At 40.4% G+C, this 13,687-nt stretch carries 11 protein-coding genes and 1 pseudogene; 6 read left to right on the top strand and 6 right to left on the bottom strand.

The window, feature by feature from the left end; translation table 11 throughout:
- Window positions 1-120: 120 nt before the first annotated feature.
- The 4 genes from QOS06_RS10090 to QOS06_RS10075 all read left to right on the top strand — a co-directional run bounded on the left by QOS06_RS10090 (window position 121) and on the right by QOS06_RS10075 (window position 7,035).
- A complete protein-coding gene (locus tag QOS06_RS10090) occupies window positions 121-2,523 on the top strand; it encodes a Xaa-Pro dipeptidyl-peptidase (protein ID WP_283595995.1) in 2,403 nt (800 codons plus the stop codon).
- 89 nt (window positions 2,524-2,612) lie between these two features.
- The gene (locus tag QOS06_RS10085) at window positions 2,613-3,524 is read left to right on the top strand and encodes a proline-specific peptidase family protein (protein ID WP_098047103.1); all 912 of its coding nucleotides are present in this window, start codon (window positions 2,613-2,615) and stop codon (window positions 3,522-3,524) included.
- Between the two features lie 235 nt (window positions 3,525-3,759).
- Window positions 3,760-6,423 (top strand): HAD-IC family P-type ATPase, encoded by a 2,664-nt coding sequence (locus tag QOS06_RS10080; protein WP_085720064.1) that lies wholly within the window; start codon window positions 3,760-3,762, stop codon window positions 6,421-6,423.
- 144 nt (window positions 6,424-6,567) lie between these two features.
- Window positions 6,568-7,035 (top strand): Dps family protein, encoded by a 468-nt coding sequence (locus QOS06_RS10075; protein WP_003675056.1) that lies wholly within the window; start codon window positions 6,568-6,570, stop codon window positions 7,033-7,035.
- A gap of 63 nt (window positions 7,036-7,098) precedes the next feature.
- Here the strand turns inward: QOS06_RS10075 and QOS06_RS10070 are convergent.
- A pseudogene (locus QOS06_RS10070) lies at window positions 7,099-8,517 on the bottom strand (APC family permease).
- A 130-nt stretch (window positions 8,518-8,647) separates the two neighbouring features.
- Here QOS06_RS10070 and QOS06_RS10065 point away from each other — a divergent pair.
- Entirely contained in the window at window positions 8,648-9,304 is a 657-nt protein-coding gene (locus tag QOS06_RS10065) for an HAD family hydrolase (RefSeq protein ID WP_003670031.1), read from the top strand.
- Between the two features lie 93 nt (window positions 9,305-9,397).
- Here QOS06_RS10065 and QOS06_RS10060 read toward each other — a convergent pair whose 3' ends face one another.
- The 5 genes from QOS06_RS10060 to QOS06_RS10045 form a co-directional block, all read right to left on the bottom strand.
- Window positions 9,398-9,685 (bottom strand): hypothetical protein, encoded by a 288-nt coding sequence (locus tag QOS06_RS10060; protein ID WP_225430691.1) that lies wholly within the window; start codon window positions 9,683-9,685, stop codon window positions 9,398-9,400.
- Between the two features lie 24 nt (window positions 9,686-9,709).
- Window positions 9,710-9,985, bottom strand: a complete 276-nt coding sequence (locus tag QOS06_RS10055; protein ID WP_225431185.1) for a hypothetical protein — start codon at window positions 9,983-9,985, stop codon at window positions 9,710-9,712.
- A 30-nt stretch (window positions 9,986-10,015) separates the two neighbouring features.
- Complete coding sequence (locus QOS06_RS10050) at window positions 10,016-10,246, bottom strand: hypothetical protein (protein ID WP_085720056.1); 231 nt, start codon at window positions 10,244-10,246, stop codon at window positions 10,016-10,018.
- An 802-nt stretch (window positions 10,247-11,048) separates the two neighbouring features.
- Window positions 11,049-11,267 carry a double zinc ribbon domain-containing protein gene (locus QOS06_RS11150; RefSeq protein WP_078010032.1) on the bottom strand — a complete coding sequence of 73 codons (219 nt, stop codon included), beginning with the start codon at window positions 11,265-11,267 and terminating at the stop codon, window positions 11,049-11,051.
- Complete coding sequence (locus QOS06_RS10045; protein ID WP_085720052.1) at window positions 11,264-12,262, bottom strand: NAD(P)/FAD-dependent oxidoreductase; 999 nt, start codon at window positions 12,260-12,262, stop codon at window positions 11,264-11,266. The genes QOS06_RS11150 and QOS06_RS10045 overlap by 4 nt, the downstream gene beginning before the upstream one ends.
- Before the next feature lie 163 nt (window positions 12,263-12,425).
- On the opposite strand from QOS06_RS10045, the gene QOS06_RS10040 reads away from it, so the two are divergent.
- On the top strand, window positions 12,426-13,388 hold the full coding sequence (locus QOS06_RS10040) for a nucleoside hydrolase (protein ID WP_003670022.1): 963 nt from the start codon (window positions 12,426-12,428) through the stop codon (window positions 13,386-13,388).
- Window positions 13,389-13,687: the final 299 nt, after the last annotated feature.

Genomic DNA, 13,687 nt, shown 5'->3' with positions numbered 1-13,687 from the left:
AGCACTAACGTACTTTAAGAGAGCGATTCATCCCCTACTTATAGAAGTGGGGGTATTCTCGCAAATTTATGGATAAAAGTGCGATAATTAATATATCAAATTTTATACGAGGTGTTCCAGATGAAAATCAATCAATTTAGTATTACTTCGACTACACCACAGGCACGGCGCCAAGAATTAATGCAGATTCACTTGCTTCGGAAAAACGAAGAACAAAATTTAACACCGAACGCAATGTTTGAAATCTTCTTAGCACGAATTCATATGGCAAGTGCCCAGCCGATCATCACTAAACAGTGGCTTCATGACCTATTAGCTACTCCTGACCTTGCTCTTGATGATTGGTTTGACCAGAATCAAATATTAACCGATGAAGTATTTTACCTCGTCGCTCTCCAACTACTCGATTTTGAGGCCGCAGTTGATTTTGATATTACAGATCCCCTTGCTACAGTTAAGAAAATTGGCTTGCCAGTCGAATCACATCAAAAATGGACAACCGCAAACGTTACCGATGCTTTTTACCTTCTTTTAAATACTCATAACAAAAATGGTCAATCGCTTATTGATCATTTAACGGCAGAGGGCTTTATGGCTTGGAGTTACCAGCTTCCAGCTGAACAAAAACCACTCTTTTTCAATGGAAAGCCGCTTGCTAGTTTTGACCCTGCTAAATTCATTCGTGAGGTTGTTTACATTGAGACCGATATGGATACTGATTTTGATGGTAAAGCAGATTTAGTTAAAGCGGAAATTATGCGGCCAATCGAATCGGACCATGGACTAAAAGTTCCCGTTGTCTTTACTGCTAGTCCTTATAATCAAGGAACAAACGATGAATGGGGCGAAAAAGCAACGCATAACGTCAATCTTCCTTTGAAACATAAGGATCCTGATTATCAGGCCCCGACTGAAGAAAAATTTCCGACTGACTTTTCACGCCAAAAAGTTACTGGCGAAAGCCGGCAAGCTACTGAGACATTTAGTACCACGCCAGCCTACACACTAAATAATTACCTCGCCGCCCGTGGTTATGCGGTTGTTTATTCAGCCGGAATTGGTACCAAAGATTCGGACGGTCTGCAAACGTGTGGTTCTCCAGAACAGACTGATGCGATGAAGGCTGTCGTCGAGTGGCTTCATGGCGATCGGCAAGCCTTTACTGACCGTCATAGCGGTACCACAATCAAGGCGGCCTGGTGTAATGGTAAAGTCGCAATGACAGGACGCTCATATCTCGGCACTTTAGCTACCGCTGTCGCAACCACTGGTGTACCAGGCCTCGAAGCAATTATTAGTGAAGCGGCCATTTCCAGTTGGTATGACTATTACCGGGAAAACGGCCTTGTCCGGGCACCGGGTGGCTTTCAAGGGGAGGACGCAGATGTTTTAGCTGACGAAACATTCAGTCGAACCAAACGTCCAGCAGACTACCGCCGAATTGAAAAAGTAAATGATAAATATATTGCTAAAATGCAAGGAGCAATGGATCGAACGACTGGTAATTATAACGAGTTCTGGGACCACCGCAATTATCGGCATGATCTCAAAAACATCAAAGCTGCCGTGATGATGGTGCATGGCCTTAATGATACCAATGTCCGTCCTAGTAACGTTAAAGCACTTTATGACGGAACTCAAAGTTTGCCGATTACAAGCAAACTCATCCTTCACCAAGGACAACATATTTATATCAATGCCTTTCGTTCATTAGATTTCTCTGACATGGTTAATCTCTGGCTTGCTAATAAGCTCTGGGGTCAAGAAAATCATGCTGATGATACCCTGCCAAGTGTTCTTGTGCAAGACAATAGCACCCCCGAAACTTGGACCGCATATGATCAATGGACTGCAGGCGAACAAAAACAGTACCAATTTAACAACCATCGCCTAACGAATTTGCCCGGGCTAGGAATCCAAAGCTTTAATGACCAACAACCAGAAGAAAAGTATCTTCAATGGTGTAAACAACCCCAAGCATGGGCAAAGGCACTCGTGAATGATAACGGTCAATTTAGTCGGCGCTTCGTAACTGCTGTATTTAATGATGATACGCTTCTCCGCGGAACTCCGACTGTCACATTAAAAGTAGCTTCTTCGAAAAATTATGGAATGATTAGTGCCCGGCTTGTTGACCTGGGCAGCAGCAAACGCCTTACAATGTCGCCTGTTCTGTTTAATCGTAATGGTCTTGAGCTAGGTTATCACTGGAAGACAGATGACCTTCGCGAATTTAAATTAGCAAAAGAAACAACTAATTATAAGGTAATCGCAAGTGGACATATTAATTTGCAAAATCGAAACAATCCAGCACAGGTTGACGAATTAGCCGCTAATCAATTTGTCACCGTTAAGTTTGATCTTCAACCAATTTTCCACCGAATTGTAGCTGGCCATCAATTAGGGATCATTATTTATAGCACTGATTACGAATACACGCTTCGTGGCAACGAACGAATTGAATATCAATTAGAGCTGAATGGCTGTCATCTTGACATTCCTGGCTTCAGCGTTTTAGCTTAAAAAGACAGCGCGTTAAAACTAGTTTTAGCAGAATTCAGCTAATTGCGGTAAAATAGTTAGTATTACCAATAAAAAGGAGAGATTCGAGAATGAAACAAGGCACTAAAATTATTACCCTTGATAACGGCTATCATCTGTGGACGAATACCCAAGGTGAAGGTGATATTCATTTATTAGCTTTGCATGGGGGGCCTGGTGGCAATCATGAATACTGGGAAGACGCTGCTGAACAATTAAAGAAACAAGGTCTTAACGTTCAAGTAACAATGTATGATCAATTAGGTTCACTATATTCTGATCAACCAGATTTTTCTGACCCTGAGATTGCGAAGAAGTACCTTACTTACGAATATTTCCTTGATGAAGTAGATGAAGTACGAAAAAAGCTTGGCTTAGACAATTTCTATCTTATTGGTCAAAGTTGGGGTGGCCTTTTAGTTCAAGAATACGCTGTTAAGTATGGCCAACATCTTAAGGGCGCAATTATTTCTTCAATGGTTGACGAAATTGATGAATATGTCGACCGGGTTAATGAATTACGGGAAAAGACTCTTTCTCCAGAAGCAGTTGCCTTTATGAAAGAATGCGAAGCCAAGAACGATTACAGTAATCCTAAGTATCAAGAATACGTTCAAGTAATGAATGAACAATACGTTGACCGGAAGCAGCCATCCAAGCTTTATCATCTTAAAGACCTTGGCGGCACAGCGGTTTACAACGTCTTCCAAGGTGATAACGAATTTGTGATTACCGGTAAGCTTAAAGACTGGCATTTCCGTGACCAATTGAAGAATATTAAGGTGCCAACTTTAATTACATTTGGTGAACACGAAACGATGCCAATCGAAACTGCTAAGACAATGAATAGTCTCATTCCAAATTCACAGTTAGTTACTACTCCCGATGGTGGTCACCACCACATGGTAGATAACCCCAATATTTATTACAAGCACCTCGCTGACTTCATTCGGAATGTTGAAAATAATACGTTTAATAATTAATAAAAAGACCGAGGAAACGTTTCTCGGTCTTTTTATTAATTATTCATGAATCATATTTTAAAAATATCTTAACTAGAACTAAAATATTAAATGAATATGGTACGATATTTATACGATAAATACGAAGGAATGATTAAAGCAAAAACTTAATACGGCTTCACTGATGTTGTTCGCTGAAGGTGTGGGACCTTTAAGCATTAGTTACTTTACTCAATTTATATATTTAAGGGGAAAAATGAAAGAAAATTATCAACTAACAACTGACGAAATAAAGAAAGAATACCAATTAACTGATTTTACTCACGGCCTATCAACCCAAGCTGTCGAAAAACGGCTTGCCGATGAAGGACGTAATATCATTGAAGTAAAACCAACACCCAAGTGGAAACTATTCTTACGCCAGTTTAACAATATTGTTATCTACATTTTATTAGCCGCTACTTTACTGACCGTTTTAATTGGTCACTATACTGATGCGATTGTTATCGGGGCGGTTGTCATTCTAAACGCGCTCATTGGTTATTTCCAAGAATCAAGCGCAGCGAATGCCCTCGCCAAAATTAAAGAGATGATGGCGCAACATGCCACCGTCTACCGGGATGGTAAACGACAAGATATTGATGCCGCGGATCTTGTCCGTGGGGATGTTGTTTTCCTCGAAGCCGGTGATAATGTACCAGCTGACTTACGGATTGTCTCAGCTGATAACTTACGAATTGAAGAATCGGCTTTAACCGGTGAAACTAATTCGGTTATCAAAACTGATGAAGCAATTACCGACCAAGACGTTCCTCTCGCTGATCGTGTTGATATGGCATATGCTTCGACTTCAGTTACAAGCGGAAGTGGCCTAGGAGTTGTAGTCGCAACTGGTGAACAAACCGAAATTGGTAAGATTTCACAAGAAGTTGCGCAAATCAAGCCAAAGAAGACCCCATTAACTAAAGAAATTGACCATGTTGGAAAGGTCGTTTCTTACATTACAATTACTGCTTCAGTGATTGTTTTCGTTGTCGGTTTCTTCCTCGAAATTTACTCCTTGCCTGCCCTTGCGCTTGCAGTCGTGGCAATGTTGGTTGGTGCGATCCCAGAAGGTTTGCCTGCAATTACCTCTGTTATCTTAGCCTTTGGTATTAGCAAAATGGCCAAAGAGCATCAGACAATTATCAAATCAATGCCTGCTGTTGAAACATTAGGCTCGGTCGATGTTATTGCTACTGATAAAACAGGAACTCTTACCAAAAACGAAATGACCGCCATTGAGTTATGGGTCGGCGATAAACACTACACGGTTACCGGAACTGGTTATGCTCCTAATGGTGAGATTCTCTTAAATGACAAACCAGCTCAACTGACAGATCAGCTCAAACTTTTCTTAGAGGCTGGATATCAAGCAAATGATACGGCTTTAACTGATGAAGACGGCACCTGGCATATTAATGGTGAACCGACTGATGGAGCCTTCTTAACTCTTTATCACAAAGCGTTTGGGGCTAAATATCAATCGCCATATAAAGCTGTTGACCTCCTTCCATTTGATTCTGATTACCGTTATATCGCTGAATTAACTCGTGATCCAGAAGATAAACAACAAGTAATCTTTGTTAAAGGATCTCCAGACAAGCTCTTTGAAATGGCCACAAAGGAAGATCCACAATTTGATACTGCCAAGTGGCAACAACGGGTAGATGACTGGTCCAAAGCCGGAAAACGAGTTATTGCGGTTGGCTATCAACCTGTTAATGGCAAAAATCTAATAGAAGTCGAACATGACCACCTCTACAGGGGAATTCACTTACTTGGCTTAGCTGCTCTTCAAGACGCACCACGCGAAGAAGTGATTGTTGCGTTAAAGCAAATGAACCGTGCTGGTGTTTCCGTTAAAATGATTACGGGGGATGACCCGCAAACCGCCCGTGCAATCGGTAAGCAACTAGGCTTATCGACGGGCCCGATCAACGCAATCACAGGTGCAGAATGGGATAAACTTTCTGCCAGTGAACGAGAAGAGGCCGCTTTAGATAACCAAGTCTTTGCGCGGACAACTCCACAAAACAAGCTTGAAATTATTGAAGCGCTCCAAAACCGGCAAAAGATCACCGCGATGGTTGGGGATGGAGTTAACGATGCACCCGCCTTAAAGAAAGCCGATATTGGGATTTCAATGGGGATCAAGGGAACGGACGTCGCTAAAGATGCTGCCGACATGATCTTAGGAAATGATAACTTTGCGGTAATGGCTGCTGTTATCAAAGAAGGTCGGCGAATTTACGACAATATCAAAAAGAGTATCTTATTCTTATTACCAACCTCCTTTGCTGAAGGATTGGTGGTTGCCTTCTCCATTCTTACTGGTCAGCAAGTTCCCCTCCAACCAGCTCAGCTATTGTGGATTAACTTAATCGCCGCAATCACTATCCAGTTTGCGTTCGTCTTTGAAAAAGCAGAAAAAGGCATCATGGATCGCAATCCGCGTCCTGTGACCCAACGATTAATGAATCGACATGATTTAATCCAGATGGGTTATGTCTCAGCCTTAATGGCGCTGTTCGCCTTAATTGGTTACGAATGGTTCATCAGTGCTGGGGCAGACGTTGTCAACGCTACAACAATGATGGTTAATACCATTGTTATTAGTAAGGCCTTCTACTTCTTCAGCATTCGAACTGAACGATATGGACTAAAAGAAGTTGGAAATATTGGCAAGAAAGCCTGGGGCGTTATTGGATTGATGATTCTTTTCCAATTGATCTTCACCTACGTTCCATTTATGCAGGCTGCCTTCCACGTGACCGGAATAAGTTTACTGGAATGGCTAGCAGTAATTGTCTTCTCTTGCTTAATCTTCTTATGTACTGAATCTGATAAAATGATTCGTTTCCGTCTAAATCGACGGTAAAATTAACGCCACTGAATGAGATTTTTCATCTTCTTCAGTGGCATTTTTTAATTCATAAGCTTTCGTAATGTTTTGACCAAATCCATGTAAGCGCATTCCAAAATCTGATATAATATACCTAACACATAGGAAAGGAGTCTTATCATGAAATATCAAGAAACCAAAGAAACACTTAATCAATTAGTTGCTGATCTGAGTCAAATGGCAATGATAATTCATCAAACTCACTGGTATATGCGTGGCACTAACTTTCTAAAGCTTCACCCATTAATGGACCAATTTATGGATGAAATCAACGATCAACTTGATGTAATATCTGAACGATTATTAACTCTCGACGGTGAACCTTATTCGACCCTTAAAGAAGTCGCAACCCATACGAAAATTAAAGACTGGCCAGGAAACTTTGATAAAACAACGCCAGAACGGCTTGCGCATTTAGTCGCTGGTTATCGTTATCTTGAGGACCTTTATCAGCATGGAATTGAAGTGACTGACATTGAAAAAGATTATTCTACCCAAGATATCTTCATTGGATTTAAGACGGCAATTGAAAAGAAAATCTGGATGCTGCAAGCAGAATTAGATCAGGCACCAGAAATTGACAACTAATAATGAAATCGGCACCAAACTAATCGAGATTCGAACGTTTGGTGCCGATTTATTGTCTAAAAATTATTTTTTCTGATTATCTAGGAGTCCTTCTTTTTCATCTTTTAATCGCAAGTCATCAAGCCATTCTACATGCTTTTCTTCATAACTACGATCTTTCTTGATAAAGAAGTATGCTGCCGCGGCAAGAATGGCGATGACAGTTCCGACAAGCAAGGTCTTAGCCGTAAAATTAGTAACCATGTAACAAGAAACTAACAATGCAAAAATGGGGATAAGATATTTCCTGGGTAATTTGAAACCATGTGTTGGATATTCGTTACTATGTTCAAATTTAATGACGGCAAGAATTGAGGGTACATATTGAATGAATGAAGCTAAGACTGTACAACTAACCAAGAAGAGATAACTCTGGGTAGCGAATAAAGCAGAAAGGATGGATGTTAATAAAATTCCGACTCATGGGGCATCATGCTTATTCTTCTTCCCAATAAACTTTGGCAACATGCCGTGCTCATTGGCCATTGAAGTAATTAACGATGGCGTGTTAAACGAAGATGAAAAGGCGACCCCAAAGATACTTACAAGCATCCAGAAAATAATAAAGGCATATCCCCACTTACCAATAGTGGTTCCGAGTCCTTTCGCAAGGGCACCTCCCAAAGCATTAGCCAGTGGTGTCGAGTAGCCGCCTAATTTAGTCCCGGAAAGTCCAACGGCAACGGTCATCATCAATGCATCCAAAATAGTTACACTAACCATGACTGCAATTAACACCCGAGGAATATTCTTTTCTGGATTCTTCATTTGCTTAGCAGCAATTGGTAAAAATGAAAAACCAGTAAAAAGATAAAAGATCGGGGTAAAGGCTTCACCAAAATGATGAATAAATGACATTGGTCCCTTTAAAGCTGCTTGGGGAATCACTGGTGAGAAGTTAGCTTTATGGATGAAGAAGACCCCAACGACAATAAAGATGATCAGCGTAAGGATCTTCGCAGCCGCTGATACATTATTAACCAGTTTAACAAGGCCGTGGCCGAAGAAATTAATAACTGCAAAGAGCACAATTAAGCCAAAAGCAGCGGCTCCATAGATAAGCGGCCGATTAAAGATTGGCAAAAAGTTCTTGAGGGTAGTTAATAAGGCAACAATTTCCGCTGAATGGGTACAGCAGCCTAAGAACCAGGTAAAAATCCCTAACTCATAACCGGTAAATCGGCCAAATGCATGATAAGAATAAAGCCATGCTGCACCTGAGCCGGTAAAACGACTAGAAAGATCGGCATAACATAGGGCGATCAATGAAACGGTTATTGCTGTACATAGCAAAACTGCTACAGCCGATAAGTTCATGTACCGATAAATAACAGATGGCAGTAAAAATGTTCCTGAACCAATTACTCCATTAATTCCTAAAAAGTAAATCGAAATGAATGATAGCTCTTTAGGTACTGATTTTTGATTACTGATAATGACCACCCCACATAAAATTTATAATTCCATTTATATTGTAGTCTTTTCAAATAAAAAGGTAATTTATCAGCTATTCTAATCTCAATCTTTTCTGAAATTGTTATACAATTAAGAACGTACTTATATTTTATAAAGGATGAATAAAATGGCACAGAAGATTGAGAATTTTATTTTTGATATTGACGGCACTTTAATTGATACTATTGATATGTATATGCCAGCAATGATTGATGTTTTAGCTCAACATGGTCACCCAGTTGCACCCGACAAAGTAGAGCAAACTAAGCATGACTTATTTGGTATTACGGGACAAGATGCCCTCCGTCTTGCTGGAATTAGTGAGGATGAAATTCCGGCGATCCAACAAGACTGGTTTAAGCTGGCTTATCAACGTGCTGATCAAGTAAAAGTGATTGAAGGAATTCCGGAAATGCTTAATACCCTTGCCAATCGTGAAGATGCAAGGATCGCCATCGCAACTTCAAAACTCGCTGACGAATACCAAGAATACTTCGTTAACAAATATGACTTTGCAAAGTTATTTAAGGTTGCCATTACGTCTGCTGATACTAAAAAGCATAAGCCAGCTCCAGATCCTATTTTAGCGGCAATGGATAAAATGGGAGCAGATCCCGCCACTACTGTTTATGTTGGAGACACGATCAATGATATGAAAGCCGCCCATGCAGCTGGTGCCAAGTTTGCAGGCGCCCTTTACTCTTCTGCAAATCCCGATAGTATTAAAGATGCGGACTTCCCATTAATGAAGCCCGCTGATCTCTTAGAAATTTAAAACAAATAAGGAGTCTCTGGTGTTTAGAATTCAAACGTTAGAGACTTCTTTTAATTGTTATTCATGTCCACCTTAAGAATTTTATTAATAATACTACTTTGGAGTCTTTACATGCTCTGCAACATATTCTCGAGCCGTTTTTTCTGGCATTTGGTAAACATTAACGAGAGCGGCCACTATTTCTGACGGTGCAGTCTTTTGACTGGCTAAAAACTTAACTAATTTTTGTTTCGACTCTTCTCTTTCTTCTCGCCGTGCGTCCATTAAATCAAGCTCGAACTTCATAAAGCCTCGTCTCCTCTCTGGCTCCTGCTTAATCTTAATAATCTCGTCTTGAATCTTAGTAATAAACTTACTCTTATTGTCTACTCGATTACGCATTAAAGCAAGGAAGTCCTTAATCGGCTACTCATCTTTAGTAAATTCTTTAGCCAAGGCATTAAAGATCACAACTGTCCGTTGGTCGCCTAATTTCAACTGATGATTACAAGTACACGCCATTTCAAACACATAACGGGCCCAACCATAGCCAAAATAATCAAAATCACAAAACATGAGCACATAGGTCGGATGAAGACTTAAATCGCGATAATCCTTGCCCGGCAAGAGTAATCCATGATCTATTTGCTCTTGACAATACCGCAAGCGATAAGGCAAATTCTGTCGGTCAGCTACCTGCATCTCAATAACAATAATGTTGCCATCTTCATCCTACACATAAACATCATAACGGACGTGCCGGCCAGCTACGACATTAATATCCTTTTGAGTTGTTAACTGGACGATTTGAGTTGCCTTTAAATGGGGTAATGCACGATTAATCAATTCTAAACAAATTTCTTTATTCTGCATAACCATCCCGAACATTGGATCACTCGTAATAGTCATCTTTTCCCACTTTTCGAGGGCCTTTTCATAGTTCTCTGGCAATTTCTTACACATTTCCTCAATCCTTTCACTTCTACCTCACTATAAAGATATATACGTAAAAAATTGCCTTTTGCACTAAAAATCCCTAAGTCAGTATTGCTACCAACTTAGGGACTTCAACTATCCAACTGAAATATACATTAATTGCCGGCCTTCGTAATCTACGGATTATCCTCGCCAGCTATCTCTTCATTCAGCAGAATAGCCAGTCAGCAAATCATTCTGTTACACAAGAAATAATTATTCATTAAGAAAAGACTTAAGATTAAGCTCTCATAACTTAATCTTAAGTCTTTTTAATAGTCGTCAATTATAGTTATCAATCAAAATTAACGTCTGAATTTTGATGAATTTTACTTATTTATTGCCTTTGACCACACAAGAGTCCCTTTCTCGTTGGTAAATCTTATCATGTCTACCAGGATTCATAGAAATCGTCTTGGCACCATCTCTTATAATTACCCTTTGGGGACCATTTACTATTGCATCCCTTTTTCTAACATAAAGCGAGTAATGTTTGTTTTGACGATATAATTTTTTGGCTTTCTTTAAGCTTACTACTTTAAGTGGTCGGGCTCCCTGCGCGTCTCTTCCGATATATGCAATACTGAAATGTTGGCGCAATAAAGTGTTTGTAGCGTTAAAAATATAATAATCATTATAGAGCACTTTTTTATCTTTATCGAAGTATCTAAATTCTAGTGCTTCAGTCTTATTTGGAGTCAATGAATTACTGGCGTTTTTGGTTCCTAAATAAGTAAATAAAGCAATTGAAAGGCCAAAAGCGATGAGGGCGATATACCCCCACCGCTTATTATTTTTTTCTGGGTGTAATTTTGCGTGAAACTAGCTGATGATTACCTTGACTTAGCTTCGTATGACATACTGAACATTCTCGTGACCCTAATGCATTAACTTTTCCACAATTAGGACAGACTAAGGCAAGCATCTGTCCTTTAAGGGATTTCCCACAATTCTCACAGACTTCGGCATCGTCTGGATTTAATGTATTACAGTAGGGACATTTTTTCATTTAGTAATCCCCATTGAAGAGCTGTGCATTGCCATTCGCTTATCGGGATAGAGTTTCTTAGCTAGGGCGGTTACCGCTGTCGGTGCTTCACCAAAGCCGGCCGCAATCAATGCGACTTTCCCCGGGTAGGTCACACCATCCCCGATCGCATATACCCCTTCAACACTGGTCTCCATCATTGAATCGACTTTGATCAAGTTGCGCTCTGTTGCTAAGTCAAGGGACCACTGATTTAAGGCCGCATTGTTAGAAGTAAAGCCATAGTTAACTACAATCTTATCCACATTCAATTGTGCTTCGTCGTCACTACGCATCTTCTTAAGATCAAGCGTTACCGTTTCATCGTCTTCCACCGTTAATGCGCGTGGTAAGAAAGGCGTATCCAGTTGTACAGATGACTGTTTAAGCTGAGTTACAGTATGCTCCAGACCGCGGAACTGGTCCCGCCGATGGACAAGGTGGACTTCCTTAGCAACGGGTTCAAGCATCAAGGCAATATCAATCGCGGAGTCGCCCCCACCAAGAATGGCAACCCGCTTGTCCGCATAATCAGCTTTATGATTAACAAAATATGAAAGCTGCTTGCCTTCAATCTCAGTTGCTCCCTCTAAAGCAAGCTTACGCGGAGTAAACGCCCCGTTACCAAGAGCAATGATTACTGCTCGTGACCGGGATACCCGCTTTGCTGATTTGATGGTAAAGGTTCCATCGTCTTTTTTAATGACGTCCTCAACAGTTTCACCGAGGAATTGGTCAATCGGTGCCACTGCCATTTGCTCTTCTAGCTTAGCAATTAGGTCATGTCCAGTTACACCTGGCATTCCCGCTACATCCCAAACTTGTTTTTCAGGATAGAGTGCCCCTACTTGTCCGCCAAGTTGTGGAAGGCTTTCAATTAGCTGGGCATCTAATTCATGAAGGCCGCAATAAAATGAAGCAAACATCCCCGCTGGACCTCCACCAATAATTGTCACATCGTAAATTTTCTCTGCCATTTCTCCTCTGATCCTTTCATTTTCATCTCTAGAAGTATTATATCATCTTTATTTTTCTAAAATTTAGTAAGCGGTCTCAAATTTTAATTGTAATTATTCAAAATTTAAATTAACATATTATATACAGAGATTGATTTTGCTTAAAATTGGAGGAATAAATACTATGGCAAAACGTAAAATGATTCTTGATTTAGATACTGGTGTTGATGACGCTTTAGCTATTGCCTATGCGCTCGCTGACCCAGAAGTTGATCTAATCGGAATTGTAAGTTCATATGGTAACAACCTATTAGATGTTTGTGCCGAAAACAGCCTTAAGTTATTGGAATTATTAGGTCACACTGATATTCCAGTATTTAAGGGTCTTCCACATTCATGCACTACTGAACACTTTGATGTAATGCAAGTTTCAAAGGATATCCACGGTGATAACGGTATCGGTGATGTTGAATTACCTGCGCCAAGTCGGGCTCTTGAAGAACAATCCGGTGTTGATTTCTACATCGAAGCCGCTCACAAGTATGGCAAGGACTTAATCATCATCCCTACTGGTCCAATGACTAACTTAGCTGCTGCTTTGAAGAAGGATCCTGAAATTGCTGACTTGATTGGTAATGTCACATTCATGGGTGGTGCCTTAACTGTTGAAGGTAATGTTACTCCTGTCGCAGAAGCTAACATTAACCAAGACCCAAAGGCTGCCGATGAAGTAATGAAGTCCAATTTGCCACTTACGATGGTTGGTCTTGATGTTACTCTTCGTACTCTTCTTACTAAGAACGAAACAAAGCAATGGCGTGAATTAGGCACTGCTTCCGGTAAGGCTTTTGCTGATATTACCGACTTCTACATCGACGCTTACTACAACCTTGATATTGATAAGCGTGGTTGTGCCCTCCACGATCCATTAGCTGTTGGTGTTGGTATTGACCCATCATTTGTTTCAACTATTAGCTTATTCATGAAGGTTGTTTACCAAGAAGGACCTTACTATGGTCGGACAATCGGTGACAACGCTAAGTTAAACGATCCTAACCCTAATGTTAAGGTTGCCGTTAACGTTGACAAAGAACGTTACCTCAAGGCCTTCATGGACCACCTAAACAAGCTTTTCAAAGAAAATTAAAGTAAGTGGGAATTAACCTCCTCGACAAGGCGGTGGGCTAAGGATAGAACGGTGATTAGCACGGCACAGGCTGATTATCGTTCGGACTTAGACTTGAGTCTTGTGGTTAATTTCCACGATATCTTAACAAATATTCGCATTAAGAGGCTGTTGAAAATAATTCTCCAGTCTCTTTTCATTTTACAAGGCGTTATTCTCCTGTTTTTCTTCGATAGTTGTTATATTGAACTACTCCCACTTAGCTAAACCTACGGTTTAATGCTTGAAGTGGGAGATTCTGGAAACATCGCATACTTACC

Source organism: Limosilactobacillus sp. DJ3M12 (assembly GCF_947381695.1).
Classification (GTDB): domain Bacteria; phylum Bacillota; class Bacilli; order Lactobacillales; family Lactobacillaceae; genus Limosilactobacillus; species Limosilactobacillus kinnaridis.
Note: the sequence above shows the minus strand (reverse complement) of the source record. Positions and strands in the feature narration are given on the sequence as shown.